The sequence below is a fragment of the Sphingomonas hominis genome (genome assembly GCF_013328205.1).
GTDB classification, from domain to species: Bacteria; Pseudomonadota; Alphaproteobacteria; order Sphingomonadales; family Sphingomonadaceae; genus Sphingomonas; species Sphingomonas hominis.
The window spans coordinates 152,702-168,561 of record NZ_JABULH010000003.1; the positions used below are offsets into that span (position 1 = coordinate 152,702).

General features: G+C 69.9%; 16 protein-coding genes. 15 read left to right on the forward strand and 1 reads right to left on the reverse strand.

All coding sequences use genetic code 11. The annotated features are described in order from the left end of the window. The first annotated feature begins 288 nt into the window (after positions 1-288). The 11 genes from HRV97_RS09120 (at position 289) to HRV97_RS09170 (ending at position 11,057) form a co-directional block, all read left to right on the forward strand. The gene (locus HRV97_RS09120; protein WP_174193957.1) at positions 289-696 is read left to right on the forward strand and encodes a phage tail tube protein; all 408 of its coding nucleotides are present in this window, start codon (positions 289-291) and stop codon (positions 694-696) included. Beyond that, positions 693-1,007 carry a GTA-gp10 family protein gene (locus HRV97_RS09125; protein ID WP_174193958.1) on the forward strand — a complete coding sequence of 105 codons (315 nt, stop codon included), beginning with the start codon at positions 693-695 and terminating at the stop codon, positions 1,005-1,007. Before HRV97_RS09120 ends, HRV97_RS09125 begins: the two co-directional genes overlap by 4 nt. Further along, positions 1,008-1,217 (forward strand): phage tail assembly chaperone, encoded by a 210-nt coding sequence (locus HRV97_RS09130; RefSeq protein ID WP_174193959.1) that lies wholly within the window; start codon positions 1,008-1,010, stop codon positions 1,215-1,217. Then, complete coding sequence (locus tag HRV97_RS09135) at positions 1,210-1,782, forward strand: tail tape measure protein (protein ID WP_174193960.1); 573 nt, start codon at positions 1,210-1,212, stop codon at positions 1,780-1,782. The genes HRV97_RS09130 and HRV97_RS09135 overlap by 8 nt, the downstream gene beginning before the upstream one ends. A gap of 276 nt (positions 1,783-2,058) precedes the next feature. After that, positions 2,059-4,320 carry a DUF2460 domain-containing protein gene (locus tag HRV97_RS09140; RefSeq protein ID WP_174194145.1) on the forward strand — a complete coding sequence of 754 codons (2,262 nt, stop codon included), beginning with the start codon at positions 2,059-2,061 and terminating at the stop codon, positions 4,318-4,320. Next, entirely contained in the window at positions 4,317-5,120 is an 804-nt protein-coding gene (locus HRV97_RS09145) for a DUF2163 domain-containing protein (RefSeq protein WP_174193961.1), read from the forward strand. The genes HRV97_RS09140 and HRV97_RS09145 overlap by 4 nt, the downstream gene beginning before the upstream one ends. Beyond that, complete coding sequence (locus tag HRV97_RS09150) at positions 5,117-5,515, forward strand: peptidoglycan endopeptidase (protein ID WP_174193962.1); 399 nt, start codon at positions 5,117-5,119, stop codon at positions 5,513-5,515. The genes HRV97_RS09145 and HRV97_RS09150 overlap by 4 nt, the downstream gene beginning before the upstream one ends. A gap of 158 nt (positions 5,516-5,673) precedes the next feature. Beyond that, the gene (locus tag HRV97_RS09155) at positions 5,674-7,803 is read left to right on the forward strand and encodes a GTA baseplate fiber-binding domain-containing protein (RefSeq protein ID WP_174193963.1); all 2,130 of its coding nucleotides are present in this window, start codon (positions 5,674-5,676) and stop codon (positions 7,801-7,803) included. Further along, a complete protein-coding gene (locus HRV97_RS09160) occupies positions 7,800-8,297 on the forward strand; it encodes a DUF2793 domain-containing protein (RefSeq protein ID WP_174193964.1) in 498 nt (165 codons plus the stop codon). Before HRV97_RS09155 ends, HRV97_RS09160 begins: the two co-directional genes overlap by 4 nt. Positions 8,298-8,410: 113 nt before the next feature. Continuing rightward, a complete protein-coding gene (locus HRV97_RS09165; RefSeq protein ID WP_174193965.1) occupies positions 8,411-9,538 on the forward strand; it encodes an OmpA family protein in 1,128 nt (375 codons plus the stop codon). Positions 9,539-9,683: 145 nt separating this feature from the next. After that, positions 9,684-11,057, forward strand: a complete 1,374-nt coding sequence (locus HRV97_RS09170; RefSeq protein WP_174193966.1) for a glutamate--cysteine ligase — start codon at positions 9,684-9,686, stop codon at positions 11,055-11,057. Positions 11,058-11,391: 334 nt separating this feature from the next. Here the strand turns inward: HRV97_RS09170 and HRV97_RS09175 are convergent, their stop codons facing one another. Then, positions 11,392-12,699, reverse strand: a complete 1,308-nt coding sequence (locus tag HRV97_RS09175) for a methyltransferase family protein (protein ID WP_174193967.1) — start codon at positions 12,697-12,699, stop codon at positions 11,392-11,394. A gap of 206 nt (positions 12,700-12,905) precedes the next feature. Here HRV97_RS09175 and HRV97_RS09180 point away from each other — a divergent pair, with 206 nt between their 5' ends. From HRV97_RS09180 to HRV97_RS09195, 4 genes are all read left to right on the forward strand, one after another. Further along, a complete protein-coding gene (locus HRV97_RS09180) occupies positions 12,906-14,027 on the forward strand; it encodes an NADH:flavin oxidoreductase/NADH oxidase (RefSeq protein ID WP_174193968.1) in 1,122 nt (373 codons plus the stop codon). A 122-nt stretch (positions 14,028-14,149) separates the two neighbouring features. Further along, entirely contained in the window at positions 14,150-14,677 is a 528-nt protein-coding gene (locus tag HRV97_RS09185; protein WP_174193969.1) for an alpha/beta hydrolase, read from the forward strand. A gap of 216 nt (positions 14,678-14,893) precedes the next feature. Further along, positions 14,894-15,052, forward strand: coding sequence for a hypothetical protein (locus HRV97_RS17415; RefSeq protein WP_174193970.1), 159 nt, complete (start codon positions 14,894-14,896; stop codon positions 15,050-15,052). Further along, positions 15,049-15,750 (forward strand): phosphatase PAP2 family protein, encoded by a 702-nt coding sequence (locus HRV97_RS09195; protein WP_174193971.1) that lies wholly within the window; start codon positions 15,049-15,051, stop codon positions 15,748-15,750. The genes HRV97_RS17415 and HRV97_RS09195 overlap by 4 nt, the downstream gene beginning before the upstream one ends. The last annotated feature ends 110 nt before the right edge of the window (positions 15,751-15,860 follow it).

Sequence of the window (15,860 nt, forward strand, 5' to 3'; positions counted from 1 at the left end):
GCGTGGGAGCGGGGTCGGCGGCGGGCTTTGCTCGGGATTTGTGCGGGTGGGTGGTGCCTGCGTGGTTCGGGTGGACGACGCTGCGCTTATTGGGTGCGATTGCGGCGGGAAACTGGGTCGCCGCTAATTAGCTGGTGAGGCGATGCGGGGCGGTTTGCGGGCGACGGGTGCTTCCGGGCGACCCCTCTCCCTTCCGCACCTGCGGTGCTCCCTCCCTCTCCCCGGAGGGGCGAGGGACTTTTGTGCTCGCGCCGGATGCGGCGAGGACGTTCAAACAGGAGAAATCAGATGGCGGTGGAGAAGGGGTCGGCGTTCCTGTTGAAGGTCGGCGATGGCGGCAGTCCGGTGGCGTATCGGACGGTGGCGGGATTGCGGACCACGCAATTGTCGGTGAACGGCGAGGCAGTGGCGGTGACGTCCAAAGACTCGAGCGGATGGCGCGAGTTGCTGTCGGGCGCGGGGGTGCGCAGCGTCAGCGTGTCGGGCGCGGGCGTGTTCACCGGCTCGGCCGCGGAGATGCGGATCAAGGCGAGTGCGCTGTCGGGTGTCATCGACGATTACCGGCTGACGTTCGAGGGCGGCGAGGTGATGACGGGGCGGTTCCTGGTCACCCGGCTCGATTATGCCGGGGATTACAATGGCGAGCGCAGCTACACGCTGGCGCTGGAAAGCTCTGGTCAGGTGGTGAGCGCGTGAGCGGGGCGGCGAACCCGGTGCGGGGTGAGGCGGCGTTGCGCGTCGCGGGCGTCGAGGTCGTGCTGCGGCCGACCTTTGCCGCGCTGGTGGCGGCGGAAGGCGAACTGGGGTCGCTGTTCGCGCTGGTGGAGCGTGCGGCCGAGGGGCGGATGACGCTGGCCGAGATGGTGGGGCTGTTCTGGCATTGCCGCCACGACGTGCCCGCGGGCGTGACGCGCGAGCGGATGGGCGAGGCGGTGGCGGCGGCCGGGCTGGCGGCGGCGACGCCGGTGCTTGGAATGCTGCTGCGGCAGGTGCTGGCGGGGCGATAGGTGGCGACGGAGCGCGCGACGTTCGCGCACGCCGCGCGGCGGCTGGCGGGGTTGACCGGGGTGGCGTGGGGCTGGTCGCCCGACGCGTTCTGGCGCGCGACGCCGGACGAGCTAGCGGCGCTGGTCGAGGCAGTCAGGGGGAACGCGCAGGCCGAGGCGGCGGACGGCGGCGTGCTGGCGCGATTGCGGGAGCAATATCCGGATGGATGAGGAAATCGAGCGATTGGTGATCGGCGTGCGCGCCGACACCGCCGGGTTCGCGCGCGACGTGGGCGCGATGCGGGGCGCGCTGGAGGGGCCATTCGCGGCCGGGGCGGACCGCGCCGGGCGCGCGGTCGAGACGGCGCTGGCGCGCGCGGTCAGGACGGGAAAGCTGGGGTTCGACGACCTGCGCGGCGTGGCGCTGTCGGTGCTGGCGGAGATTGCGCGGGCGGCGGTGTCGGCAGGGATCGGCAGCCTGGGTGGGATCAGCAGGCCCGGCAGCGGTGGCGGCGGCTTGCTGTCGGGGTTGCTGGGGGTCGCGGGTTTGCCCGGACGCGCGACCGGTGGGCCGGTGTCGCCGGGACGCGCGTACGTGGTGGGGGAGCGCGGGCCGGAGGTGTTCGTGCCGACCAGCAGCGGGCAGGTGGTGGCGGGCGGCGGCGGCGGCGGCGGGCGTGACGTGCGCGTGGCAATCACGATCAACGCGCCCGCCGGCGCAGCGCCCGAGACGATGGCGCGATCGAGCCGGCAGGTCGCGCGCGCGGTCAGGCGCGCGCTGGAGGAAGCGGGTTAGGTGCGGCGACTGCTGCGCTGGCCTGGGTGCGGCCCAGGTGCTGCTCGGCCGAAGCAGCGGATCGTCGCGGCGGGCTCGGCGCGGGTCGAGGTGGCGCGGTGCTGGTCGACGAGTGTTGGTCGGCAAGACGATCGGCGCGGGATGTGTTGGGGCTGACCTAGCCCGGGGTCTTCTCATGTCGGGGATGTGAGCGGTCGGCGGGCTCGGATGCGGGCGGTGCGGCCTGCCCGGCTCTGTGTGGAACGTGGTCAAACAGGGAGGGGGTGGATGACGGTGATGGGATTTCACCTGCACGCCGAACGCGGCGAGCAGGCCGCGGATTTGGTGTCGCGGTTCGACCCGGTGTTCTGGACGGTCAATTTTCCGCGGCCGATGATGGCGGCGGTGACGACGACGGCGCCGGACGCGCTCAGGGTGGACGCGGTATTCTACCGGCGCGACGATCTGGCGGGGCTGATCTGGGACAGCGTGGACGCGCACGATCACCCGTTGCTGGGGTATGAGACGGTGCGCGATTATCGCGACTGCCGATTGTCGTTCCGCTGGCGATCAAGTGGAGTGTTGCCGCTCGACGCGGTGAACGGGCCGGTGCTGACGATCGAGGGGCGCGATGCCGCGGGTGAGCCGCGGAGCTGGTACGTGCGGTTGTGGAATTACGCGACCGGGACGCCCGAGGACGCGGCGGTGGCGATCGACTTTGCGCGGCTGGACGGCGGGTTCCTGCTGCCGGGCGAGGCGGACCCGGTGTGGGCGGGCGACATCGACCGCATGTTCGTGTCGCTGGTCGCGCCGGGGTACGACGCGGGCGGCGGCGAACTGCCCGCACCGCTGGAGGGCTGGGTCGAGCTGACGGCGATCGCCTGCGAGGGTGCTGGCAGCGTGATCGCGATCGGCGACGTGGTGGTGCCCGAACATGGGCTGCGCATCTGCGGTGGCTATGACGACAGCTATCACCTGACGCCGGCGCGGTTGCTGCGCAATGCGTTGCAGCTCGGCTATCGCGGGGCGATCACGCATTACGTGGGGATGAGCCATTATTTCCGGCTCGCCGCCGGGGTGGTGACATCGGAAGAGGGCGTGCTGAACGTCGCGTGCGCGGCCTGGCACGCCGATTTCGCACGGCGGGCGCGGGTGCTCGGCTACGCGGTGATCTGGTCGCTGAGCTACGAATTGTTCGACGCGCACGCGCCGGAGGGCTGGAAGCAGCGCGCGGCGGATGGAAGCCCGGCGCTGACCGGATGGGTGCCGCCGTCGACGCTGCTGTCACCGGCGTGCGCGGCGGCGATGGCGTATCTGCACCAAGTCGCGCGCGCGTTCGTCGCAATCGGCGTCGCGGCGGGGCTGCAGCCGAAGTTCCAGGTGGGCGAGCCGTGGTGGTGGACGATGCCCGACGGGCGGCCGTGCCTGTATGATGAGCACGTGGTGGCGGCGCTGGCACCGGTGGCGGTGCCGAGCGTGCGTGGCGCGCTGGACGCGAGCCAATGCGCCACGCTCGACCGCGCGGGTGCGATGCTGGCGGCGTCGACCGCGGCGCTGGTGGCGGCGGTGCGCAGCGACCAGCCGGCGTGCGAGACCTATCTGCTGGCGTATCTGCCGACCGTGCTCGACCGCGCGGCGCCCGAGGCGCGGCGGATGAACATGCCGGTGGGCTGGGCTAGCCCGGCGTTCGATGTGCTCCAGTTGGAGGATTACGACTGGGTGACCGCGGGCGACACCGCGTCGAGCGCGGCGGGAGCGGCCGCGGCCGTAGCGCGGTTGAACTATCCGGTGGAGCGGCAGGAATATTTCGCAGGCTTCGTGCTGCGGCCCGAGGAACGCGCGCAGTGGCGGCCGATTGTCGCGGCGGCGGATGCGGCGCGGGCGCGCGGGGTGCACGCGGCATATCTGTGGGCGCTGCCGCAGGTGATGCGCGACGGGCTGATCGTGTGGGCAATCGAGGGGGAGGACGGGGTGCAGGCGTTCGACGACGTGGCGTTTCCGCTGGCGCTGGGGCGCGAGGCGGAGGTGTCGCCGGCGTTCTCGACCGACGTGGTCGAGGGTGCGGGCGGGTATGAGATGCGCAGCGCGCGCTGGGACGGGGCGCGGACGGCCTACGACGTTGGGCCGGGCGTGCGGGGCGAGGCGGACGTGGCGGCACTGCTCGCGTTCTTTCGTGCGCGGCGTGGGCCGGCGCGCGCGTTCCGGTTGCGCGATCCGTTCGACCACCATGCGATGGGCGAGACGATCGGGGTCGGCGATGCGCGCACGCGCGGCTTCGCGCTGGTGAAACGCTACGCCGATGCCGAACGGCGGATCACGCGGCCGGTCGCGGGCAGTGTTTCGGTGTCGGTCGACGGGCGCGCGACGCAGGGCTTCACGGTCGAGCCGGGCGGGTGGGTGATGCTCGACGTGGCGCCGGCGAAGGGGGCGATCGTCACCGCGTCGTTCGATTTCGACGTGGCGGTGCGTTTCGCGGAGGATCGGTTGCGCGTGTCGCGCGCGACTTATCTCGCGGGCGAGGCGGCGTCGGTGCCGCTGGTCGAGGTGCGCGAGGCATGAGCGACCAATTGTCGACGCTGGCGCTGTGCTGGCTGGTCGAGCGGCGTGATGGCGTGACGCTGGCGCTGACCGACCATGATCGTGATCTGAATGTGGCGGGCGTGACCTATCGTGCGGCGCCTGGGATGACGCCGTCGGCGGTGGTGCGCGCGGAAGGGCTCGACGCGGACACGATGGACGCGCGCGGTGCGCTGCACGCGGCCGCGATTTCCGAGGTCGATCTCGATGCCGGTCGGTGGGACGGCGCGCGCGTGGCGATGAGCGCGGTCGATTGGAGCGTGTCCGGTGCCGCACCGATCGCACTGGGCGAGGGGACGATCGGTGAGGTGGAGGTGCGCGGCGGCGCCTTCTCGGCCGAGTTGCGCGGGGCGGCGGCGCGATTGGAACGACCGGTGACCGAGGCGACCTCGCCCGAGTGCCGCGCCGAGCTGGGTGACCGGCGCTGCCGCGTGCCGATGGCGGGGCGGCGGCGCTTCGCGCGCGTGATGATAGCCGAGGACGCGGTGCTGACGCTCGACACGGTGGAGCCGAGTGCGGGGGCGTACAGCGACGGGCGGCTGCGTTGGCTGGGTGGGGAGAATGCCGGGCTTATGGGGGCGATCCTCGATTCGGATGGTGCGGCGGTGAGGCTGCGCGCCGTGCCGGCGTTCGCGGTGGTGGCCGGCACCTTGGTCGAGCTGGTCGAGGGGTGCGACAAGCGGATCGCGACCTGTGCGGAACGGTTCGGCAATGCGGTGAACTTCCGCGGCGAGCCGTATTTGCCCGGCATCGACCTGTTGACGCGGTACCCGGGCGCGTGACGGCCGGGGACGAGGTCGCGGCGGCGGCGCGCGCGCTGGTCGGCGTACGCTTCCGCGCGCAAGGGCGCGATCCGGCGCTGGGGCTCGACTGCGTCGGGGTGGCGGTGGCGGCGCTGCGCGCGGCGGGGGTGAGTGTCGCGGTACGGGGCGACTATTCGTTGCGCTCCGCACGGTGGGTTGTGGACGACGAGCCCGGTGGCGTGGTGCGCTGCGCCGGTGACGCACCGGGTGACGTGCTGTTGCTGCGGATTGACGCGACGCAATTGCACGTCGCGGTGCGCACCGACGGTGGAATAGTCCACGCCGACGCCGGCTTGCGGCGCGTGGTGGAGCGGCCCGGTGCGCTCGGCTGGCCGATCGTCGCGGCGTGGCGGGTCGCGGGGAACGAGCGCTAAGCGCGGTCGGTCGGGTTGGGTCACCTACACGACGGTAGTGTACGGCCGGCACGTGAACGGCAAGCGAGCGACGCCGCACCGGATCGACAGCATGCCGCCGGGAGCGGGCGTACGGTAGCTCGACACGGTCGAGAACCGCTTGAAGGGGAGGGACAATCGTGGCGACATTGGTGCTGACGACGGTCGGCGGGGTGATCGGCGGGCCGGTTGGCGCGGCGCTGGGCGCAATCGCCGGGCAGGCAGTTGATGCCCGCGTGCTCGCGCCCAAGGGCCGACAAGGACCGCGGCTGGCCGAGTTGAAGGTGCAGACGTCGAGCTACGGCACGCAGATCCCAAAGGTGTTCGGGCGGATGCGCGTGGCGGGATGCGTGATCTGGGCGACCGACCTGATCGAGCAGCGCGGCACGACGCGCGGCGGCAAGGGGCAGGGAAGCACCACCAGCTACAGCTATGCCGCGTCGTTCGCGGTCGCCCTGTCGGCGCGGCCGATTACGGCGGTGGGCCGCATCTGGGCGGACGGCAAGCTGCTGCGCGGTGCGGCGGGCGATTGGAAAACGCAGACCGGGTTCCGGCTGCACCGGGGCGACGAGGCGCAGATGCCCGATCCGCTGGTCGCAAGCGCGGTGGGCGGCGAGGTCGCGCCGGCGCATCGCGGGATCGCCTACGCCGTGTTCGAGATGCTGCAACTGGCAGACTTCGGGAACCGGATACCGTCGCTCACCTTCGAGGTGATCGCCGACGAGGGCGCGGTGAGTGTCGGCGGGATCGCGCGCGCGATCGGCGGCGGCGCACTGCTGGGTGAAGGGCTGGACGATCCGGTGCACGGCTTCGCGGCGAGCGGCGACACGGTCGCGGGCGCGGCCGAAACGCTGGCGAGTTTGTGCGGTGGGTGGTTCGCGGCGCGCGGGCGCGGCGTCATGCTGGCCAACCGCGTTGCCGCGCCGATCCTGCTCGATGCGCGCACGGTGTCGCGCACGCGGCAGCCGATCGACCGGGTGCCGGCGAGCGTCGAGGTCGCGCATTACGATCCCGCGCGCGATTACCAGATCGGCGTGCAGCGCGCGGTGCGCAGCGGTGCGGGCGCGCGTGGCGAGGAACTGGCGGTCGCGGCGGCGTTGCCGGCATCGCAGGCAAAAGCGCTGGCGCTGTCGACGTTGCTGGGGCGCGAGCGGATGCGCGAGGCGCGGCAGGTCGCGGCCGACGCGCGCGCGATCGCGGTGCAGCCGGGCGATGCGGTGCGGGTCGGCGACGATTTCCGCGTGTGGCGGGTCACACGCAGCAGCGTGGAAGCGATGCGGCTGTCGCTCGATCTGGTTCCGGTCACCACGGGCGTGGCGCCGCGCACCGCCGACGCCGGGCAGGTGCTGTTCAGCGCCGACTCGGTTGTTGGCCGATCGGTCGTCGCGGTGTTCGAAGTGCCGCCGACCGGCGAGGAAGCGTGGACGCGCCCGCGCATCGCGGTGGCGGCGGCGGGTGACGCGCCGGGATGGCGGCAGGCGGCGGTGGAGGTGAGCCGCGACAATGGCGCGACGTGGGAGCCGCTCGGTACGACCGCGGCGGCGGTGGTGATGGGCGTCACGTCGGCGGCGGTGCGCCGCGGCAGTGCCACGCTGATCGACCGCGCCGGCGTGGTCGAGGTGGCGCTGCTGCACGACGGCATGGTGTTGCAGAGCGCCGATGCGGCGATGCGCGCGCGGGGTGCGAACCTGGCACTGCTCGGCGACGAGGTGATCCAGTTCGCGCAAGCCGTGCAGGTCGCACCGGCGCGCTGGCGTTTGTCGCTGCTGGGTCGAGGCATGAACGGCAGCGTCGCGCAGGCGCATGCGGCGGGAACACGCTTCGGGGCACTCGATCGCGACTCGTTGCTCGTGCCGGACGTGGCGCTGCGGATCGGTGAGCGGGTGCGCGTGGGCGTGCGCGGCGTGGGTGACGTGGATCGACCGGTGGTTGCGGACACGACGCTGACCGGACGCTCGGTCGCGCCGCTCGCTCCGGTTCACCTGCGCTGGCACGCATTGGCGGACGGCGGGGCGCGGGTCACTTGGGTGCGGCGCAGCCGGCTGGGCTGGCGCTGGGACGATGGCGACGTGCCGCTGGGCGAGGAGCGCGAACGGTATCGCGTGGCGGTGACCAGCGCGCTCGGCACGCGAGTGCTGTTGACCGACGAACCCGCCACCGCCGTGTCGCGCGACGAGTGCGCGGGTGCCAGAGTACGCGTCGCGATCAGCCAGGTCGGCACCGTCGCCAGCTCGCCCGAGGTCATCATCACGCGAGGGAACCAATCATGACTGAGGATCAAACGCCGCGCTTGCGCCTGCCGGTGTTGCACATCGGCCAAACTGCCAAGGAACAGACGCACAATGAAGCACTTGCGCTGATCGACATCGTCGCGGCGGCGGCGGTCGAGGCGATCGGGGTCGACGAGCCGCCGGTCGATCCGCAGCCGGGGCAATGCTGGATCGTCGGCGCGGCACCCGTTGGCGAGTGGGTCGGAAACGCGCACGCGATTGCCGGCTGGACCGACGGCGGATGGCGCTTCGTTGCCGCTACACCAGGGCTCTCGGCCTGGTCGATTGCGGACGGGCGGCGGGTGACGTTCCACGATCGGTGGGAAGACGGCGTGGTGCGGGCACGCACGATCGTGATCGATGGAGAGCAGGTGATCGGCGCGCGACAACCCCCGATTGCGACGCCCGATGGCGGCGGAACCGTCGACATGGAAGCACGCGGCGCGGTGCGCGCGATCCTGACTGCATTGCGCGCGCACGGGTTGATCGGCTGAGTGAAACTGTGTCTTGTGTGCCACACTTGGCTATTTTGATCGCTTGTGCGGAAACTATGGCTCGGATAGTGGGTTTGCGCTGTCCGTAGTGACATCAAGGAAAGGGGAATAGTATGCGGAAGCTTGCCATAACTGTGGCGCTCGCTTCGACCGCGCTCGCCTCGCCCGCACTGGCCCGCGATAATTCGTGGTACGTGGGCGTCGAGGGCGGTGCGATGATCGTCGAAGACATCGATTACGACGTTACTGGCGCAGTGGCCGGCAACGGCCTGAGCGGCACCACCACCGTTGATCACGATTACGGCTACGACGTCGATGGCGTGATCGGCTACGACTTCGGTGCGTTCCGCCTCGAAGCGGAAGTTGGCTATCGTGAAGCCACCGTTGACGCGATCCGTTCGTCGGGTCGTATCCCGGTTGGACCGGCGACCGCTCAGACGGTTGCGGCTGGCAACTACGAGAATGCCGGCGGCAAGACCTCGGCGCTCAGCTTCATGATCAACGGTTTGCTGGACTTCGGTCCGGACGATGGCCTGCAGGGCTTCGTCGGCGGCGGTGCCGGTGTGGCGCGCGTCAAGTCGCGCTTCGCGCTCGGCCGTAGCTACGGCCTGATCGACGATTCGGACACCGTGTTCGCGTGGCAGGCCCTGGCGGGCATCCGCGCGCCGCTGAGCGATCGGGTTGACGTCTCGGTCAAGTATCGTTTCTTCAACGCGGACAACGTCGATCTCGTCGACGCGCGTGGCAGCAACTACGACGGTCGTTTCCGTTCGCACAGCATCCTGGGCGGCGTGACCTACAACTTCGGCGAGCCGGCCGCACCGCCGCCGCCGCCGCCGCCGCCGCCGCCTCCCCCCCCGCCTCCGCCGCCGCCGGCGCCCGAGGTGGTCTGCTCGCCGGGTCCGTTCATCGTGTTCTTCGAGTGGGACAAGTCGGACGTTACCCCGGAAGCAGCGTCGATCCTCGACAACGCAGTGACGCAGTACCAGAACTGCAACAACGCGCAGGTCATGCTGGCTGGTTACACCGACACGTCGGGTGCCTCGCAGTACAACCAGGGTCTGTCGCAGCGTCGCGCGGACTCGGTGAAGTCCTACCTCGCGTCGAAGGGTATCCCGGACGGCGTGATGACCACGGAAGCGTTCGGCGAGACCCGCCTGCGCGTCCAGACGTCGGACGGTGTGCGCGAAGTGCAGAACCGTCGCGTGGAGATCACCTACGGTCCGGGTTCGGGCCAGTAAGTCGATCAACACTGACGAACGAATTGGGAGGTCGGCACATCGCCGGCCTCCCTTTTTCGTTGCGAAAGACACGTCTAGGGCGCTTTGCCGCAGTCACCGACGCGGCCACTAGCGTTGCCGTTCATCCGCGCGTAAGCGCGCGAGCATGACGACGAAGACCGTTTCGGACAGCAACGCAGCGGTCATTGGATCGCGCGATCAACTCATCAACCATTTCGCGTCAGGCGAGAAACCGCGTGACCGCTGGCGCATCGGCACCGAGCACGAGAAGTTTGTGTACGCGCGCGGCGACCATCACGCGCCGTCGTGGGACGAGCCCGCCGGGATTCGCGCGTTGCTCGGCGAACTCGAGCAATATGGCTGGCGTCCGGTCGAGGAGAACGGCAAGGTCATCGCGCTGACCGGGGCGGACGGGTCAGTCAGCCTGGAGCCCGCCGGTCAGTTCGAACTGTCGGGCGCGCCACTCGACAATCTGCACCAGACCTGCGCGGAGACGGGGCGCCACCTGCAGCAGGTCAAGGCGGCGGGCGAGAAGCTGGGGATCGGCTTTCTCGGAATGGGCATGTGGCCCGACAAGAGGCGCGCCGAGCTGCCGATCATGCCCAAGGGCCGCTACGCGATCATGCTGCGCCACATGCCGCGCGTCGGCACGATGGGGCTCGACATGATGCTGCGCACCTGCACGATCCAGGTGAACCTCGATTATGCGTCGGAAGCCGACATGGCGAAGAAGTTCCGCGTCGGGCTCGCGCTGCAACCGCTCGCCACCGCGCTGTTCGCTGCGTCGCCGTTCACTGAAGGCAAGCCGAACGGGATGCTGAGCTATCGCAGCCACATTTGGTCGGACACCGACGCGGCGCGCACCGGCATGCTGCCGTTCGTGTTCGAGGATGGCTTCGGTTACGAGCGCTACGCCGACTACATGCTCGATGTGCCGATGTACTTCGTCTATCGCGACGGGCAGTACATCGACGCGGCGGGGCTGAGTTTTCGCGACTTCCTGCGCGGCGAGCTGTCGGTGCTGCCGGGCGAGCGGCCGACGATCGACGACTGGAACGATCATTTGTCGACCGCCTTCCCCGAGGTACGGTTGAAGACGTTTCTGGAGATGCGCGGCGCTGATGGTGGGCCGTGGAACCGCATCTGCGCGCTGCCGGCGTTCTGGGTCGGTCTGCTCTACGACGATGCGGCGCTCGACGCGGCGTGGGATGTGGTCAAGGATTGGACGCTGGAGGAACGCCAGGCGCTGCGCGACGCGGTGCCCGCGCAGGGGCTGTCGGCGCCGATCGCGGGCGGCGGACAGTTGCGCGACGTGGCAGGCCGCGTGCTCGACATCGCGCACGCCGGGCTGAAGGCGCGCGCGCGAGTGAATGCGGCGGGCGACGACGAAACCGGCTTTCTCGACCCGCTGCGCGAGATCGTGCGCAGCGGCAAGGTGCCGGCCGAGGTGCTGCTGGAACGCTACCATGGCGCCTGGGGTGGCGACGTGTCGAAGGTGTACGACGAGGCCAGCTTCTAGGCGCATCTTCGGCGTGTCACCGACGCGTCGCGGACGTCGGGCCAAGGTGTCATCAGACTGGTTTGCGGGTCGCTCGTGACGGCGCGAGTTGCTGCACCATGTCGCGGTTAGACCACCATGGCATGTGTTCTGCTGGCGCGAGCGACGTGTTCGAACGTCGGCGGCCGGTTCACGCAGCGCCAAGCCTGATCGACGCTCAAGCGTCATGTGCGGGCAGTGAGGACTACCGTGCCGTCCTGCGGGTGAAGCGTGTGCGTCGGTTCGCACCGACCGGTGAACCAGCGCCCGCGCTGATCGAGCGGGCAGTCCTGACTAGTGCCCGCAACGTGCAGCGCTACGCCTGCGTCGGCGCGGTCGAGGCGGTGGCACTCCCCTTTGCCCAGCGCAGGAAACGCGGCACCGCGCCGCGGCGTGCCATCCACGCATCGTAGGTCTGGTAATCGGGGTCGAGCAGCAGGTGGCGTTCCTCGGTCTTGGCGCGCCAATAATAGATGCCGCTGACCGCCGCCATCAGAATGGTCGCGCGGCCTGCGTCCGCGAGGCTCCCGGTCGTCAGGAAGGGGATCGTCGAAATCCACCAGAACAGGTTCTTCGACAGGTAAGCCGGGTGGCGCGACAGCGCATAGGGTCCGTGCGTCAGGATGCCGCGATTGGTGAGGTTGGAAAAGCGCAACCCGAACGCGACCGTCGACCAGGCGTAGATGCCGGTCAGCACCACCAGCACCGTGCCCGTCACTGCCAGTAGCGTCGGGTGCCCTTGCATCCAGTGCGTCCAGTCGGCGGTGCCCGGGCGATAATCGAACGGCCGTCCGTCATCCATCATGATGAACGGCGGGTAGCAGATCAGCGCTGCGGTCCACCCCGCCATGTACGGATTGGCCGAGCGGATATGCGCGTCGAGCGGGCGCATCGTCAGCAAATAGCCGACCGTCGCGAACGCGACATCGACCACGAACATGAAGTTGATCAGCCAATTCGACAGCGCGACGGGTGAGCCGAGCAGATTGGCGGTGTCGGCATTGACGAAATCGCCGAAACCCGGTGGCACGATCGCGAGCATGAAGGCGAGAAAGAACGCCTTCACCCCCCAGCTACGCAGATGCGCGTGGATCGCCGCACGGTCCGCCGGCGCCGTGCCGGTCACCCAGGCGCCCAGCGCCCAGGCACCGTCGCGCGGCTCCACCAAATAGCGGTCGAGCCACAGCACATAGGGGATCGAGGCGGCGAACAGCCACGGCGCCGCCCCCTCCAGGCACCACATAGCGAAGCGGAAATTGCCTTCCCAGTAGAAACGCCCGGTCATGTAGATCAGCGCGATGCCAGCCCAGGTGACCCACAGCCCGGCGAGCTTGATCAGGCTGATGTCGATCGTCTCGCGCCACGGCCGCGCCTGCGTCCAGTCGATCCCGGTGGAGGCGCGCTGGTGGACCTTGTCGACCAGCAGCGACCACAGCACCATCGGCAGCGCACAGGCGGCGCCGTTGACCAGCGCGGCATAGGTCCCGTCCATGCCGAAGTGCCGCGCAACCGAAATCCAGGCGACGAGCCCGACCATGCCCGCCACCCCGACGCCGTGGCTGACCGCCGACGCCGGGCGAGGATCGGTGCGGGTCGCACCTGGGAACGCTGCATCGTGAAACATGGCCGTGCGTGTAGCGCCGCAATGGTAAGCGCCGCGTGAAGGGGCTCGCCGTCATGCGTCTACATCGGTCGAGGCGGAGCAATTCTTACGATAGAGATGCCGGTGCCCTTCTCGCGTTGTCGAAGCCGATGGCAAGATCGTCCGTCGTGTCGCAGGCACCCTTCGTGCGCCCGCGCGTTGGGGCGGCTGATCGACGGAGTTGGAAGATGAGCGGACCCAAGTTATTTGAATCGTTGAAGGTTGGCGGCATGTCGGTTGCCAACCGCATCGTCATCGCACCAATGTGCCAATATTCGGCCGCCGACGGCTGCATGACCGACTGGCACCTGATCCATCTCGGTCACCTTGCGTTGTCGGGTGCGGGCGTGCTGACGATCGAGGCGACCGCGGTGGTGCCCGAGGGGCGGATCACCTACGGCGACGTCGGGCTGTGGAACGACGAAACCGAAGCGGCGATGAAGCGCGTGTTGGACGGCGTGCGCGCGCACGCGGCCGTACCGATCGCGATTCAGCTCGCGCACGCCGGGCGCAAGGCGTCGACCGAGCTGCCGTGGCACGGCGGCAAGCAGATCGCTGCGACCGAGGCGAACGGTTGGCAGACCGAGGCGCCATCGGCGCTGGCGTTCGACAAGGGCGAGGCGGCGCCGACGGCGCTGACCCGCGAGCGGCTGGACGAGATCCGCGACGCCTTCGCGGCCGCGGCGGAACGCTCGGCGCGGCTGGGGATCGACGCGATCCAGATCCATGCCGCGCACGGTTACCTGCTGCACGAGTTCCTGTCCCCGCTCTCCAACCAACGCGACGACGATTACGGCGGCAGCCTGGAGAACCGGATGCGCTACCCGCTGGAGGTGTTCGACGCGGTGCGCGCGGCGTTCCCGGCCGACAAGCCGGTGACGGTACGCGTATCGGGCACCGACTGGGTTGAGGGCGGCTGGGACATCGAAGGCACGATCGCCTTTGCCAAGGCGCTCGAGGCACGCGGATGCGCCGCGATCCACGTGTCGAGCGGCGGGCTCGATCCGCGCCAGGACATACCCGTGGGCCCCAATTACCAGGTGCCGCTCGCGCGCGCGGTGAAGCAGGCGGTGTCGATCCCGGTGGTCGCGGTCGGACTGATCACCGATTACGAGCAGGCGGAGGCGATCGTCGCGACCGGCGACGCCGACCTGATCGCACTCGCGCGCACGATCCTCTACGATCCGCGCTGGCCGTGGCACGCAGCGGCCGCACTCGGCGGTCACGTCCGCGCGCCCGACCAGTATCTCCGCTCGCAACCGCGACGCTTCAAGGACCTGTTCGACCAGCCCGACGACGCTACCTATTGAGCCGGCCCACCTGACAGCGTTGGCGGTGCGCGGCCCGTCGCGCCCGCCACTCGCCCGGGCGCTCGCCCGTTGTGGCGCGCCCGGCTTGGCATAGCCTCCTCTCCGAACAGGAGGAGGCGCGCGTGACGGGCTTGGACGCTTCAACGATCGTGTTGCTCACGGGCGAGGGGACGAGCGTCGTCGGGCGCGTGGTGCTCGACCTCGGCGCGCGGGCGCGCTGGGCGACGCAGCTCGATGCCGCGCTGCGTAATGCGCCGGCCGAGACGATCGCGGTTGCCGAGGGACTCGCCGCGGTCGCACTGACTTATTGGATACAGCTCAGCCCGCGCAGCTATCTCAGCCGCTTGCGCGGCGTGGTGCTCCACGCGCCCGCGTCGGCCACGGCCTGCGCGGGCGTCGGGCTCGGCAATCTGCCCGCGACGCACCTGCCGCTGCCCGCGATCGTCGTTGGTCGTACCGGCGAGGATGCGGCGCGCCACTTGGCCCTCGCCGACCGCTGGGGCGCACGCTTCGTGCCAGAGCATCAGCCCGTGAAGGCAATCGGCGCGATCGAGGCACGCCTGCTGGCGGTCGCGCGCGCCGATCTCGGAACGATCCCGTTCGCTGTCCCGCTGGCCGGCGAGGTGGTGGCGATCCGCGCGGCTGTTTGACGAGGTCGACGCCGCCGCGGCCAGCCGTCGTTTGACCGGGCCGTCCGTGCAGCGCACAGCGGCGGTTCCTCTCGACGGACGCCGCCGCTGTTCCTTTTCACCCTCGCGCTGATCGCGGCAATCCAGGCTGCTCCCGCGCCCGAACCCACCCCCACGCCGGCCGAAATCGTTGTGGTCGCGCGCTCGCGTAAATGCGACGTCAGTATTGCCGATCGCGTGCTGTCCGACGCCGAGTTCAAGCGTCGCGCGAGCGAGTGGGCCGCGGGCACGCCGGTGCGCGTCGTCGCACCACCCGGCGCCGATTACCGCTGCCTGGCCAAAATAGCGTTCCGGCTGGCGGATCGCGGGGTGAAGAAGATCATTTTCGATCCGTGACCGACACCGATCCTACGCGCGCGCCGACCGCCGCCGAACCCACCCGCGAAGCCGCCACCTGGCACCTGCCGTCGGTGCTGCGCGCGGCCGGCCTGTGCGCGGGCGCGATCGCGCTGCTGCTGGTCGTCGGCTTCGCGCTCAGCCGGCATCCGTTCGGCTTCGACCTTCCCGTCAGCAACGCGCTGCGCGGCTCAGGCCCGTCATGGGCGCGCAAGGCGATGATCGACGTCACCGCGCTCGGCGGCGGCACCGTGCTGACGATCGTCACGATCGGCGCGGTGGCGATCCTGCTCGCGCGCCGCCTCGCGCTGACCGCCGCACTGGTCGCGGCGGCCGTCATCTCGGGCACGACCGGCAGCCACCTGCTGAAACTCGTCTTCGCGCGCCCGCGCCCGCCGATCAGCGACCGGCTGATCGAGGTGTCGGGTGACAGTTTCCCCAGCGGCCACGCCGCCAATTCCGCCATCGTCTACCTGACGCTCGTCGCGCTCGTGACGCAGGTCGTGCCTGGTCGCGCCACGCGCAACACAATGCTCGCCCTCGCGATCCTGCTGGTCGGCGCGATCGGCACCAGCCGCGTCTATCTCGGCGTCCACTGGCCGTCGGACGTGCTCGCCGGGTGGAGCTTCGGCACCTTGTGGGCGATCGGCTGGTGGCAGATTGCGCGGCGGACGCGCCCGCTGCTTGCCGGCCAGTGATCGGCGGCTGGAGCGTTTTCCGATCTGCTTGAGGCGTATTCTCTCGTCACCCCGCACTTGATCCGGGGTCCCGCTTTCTGGATGGGGCGGGAGAAGGCACCGTCATTTCG

Coding starts and splice junctions, on each gene's coding strand:
- HRV97_RS09120 (WP_174193957.1), top strand. CDS start 289: ATGGCGGTGGAGAAGGGGTCGGCGTTCCTGTTGAAGGTCGGCGATGGC.
- HRV97_RS09135 (WP_174193960.1), top strand. CDS start 1,210: ATGGATGAGGAAATCGAGCGATTGGTGATCGGCGTGCGCGCCGACACC.
- HRV97_RS09140 (WP_174194145.1), top strand. CDS start 2,059: ATGGGATTTCACCTGCACGCCGAACGCGGCGAGCAGGCCGCGGATTTG.
- HRV97_RS09145 (WP_174193961.1), top strand. CDS start 4,317: ATGAGCGACCAATTGTCGACGCTGGCGCTGTGCTGGCTGGTCGAGCGG.
- HRV97_RS09160 (WP_174193964.1), top strand. CDS start 7,800: ATGACTGAGGATCAAACGCCGCGCTTGCGCCTGCCGGTGTTGCACATC.
- HRV97_RS09165 (WP_174193965.1), top strand. CDS start 8,411: ATGCGGAAGCTTGCCATAACTGTGGCGCTCGCTTCGACCGCGCTCGCC.
- HRV97_RS09170 (WP_174193966.1), top strand. CDS start 9,684: ATGACGACGAAGACCGTTTCGGACAGCAACGCAGCGGTCATTGGATCG.
- HRV97_RS09175 (WP_174193967.1), bottom strand. CDS start 12,699: ATGTTTCACGATGCAGCGTTCCCAGGTGCGACCCGCACCGATCCTCGC.
- HRV97_RS09180 (WP_174193968.1), top strand. CDS start 12,906: ATGAGCGGACCCAAGTTATTTGAATCGTTGAAGGTTGGCGGCATGTCG.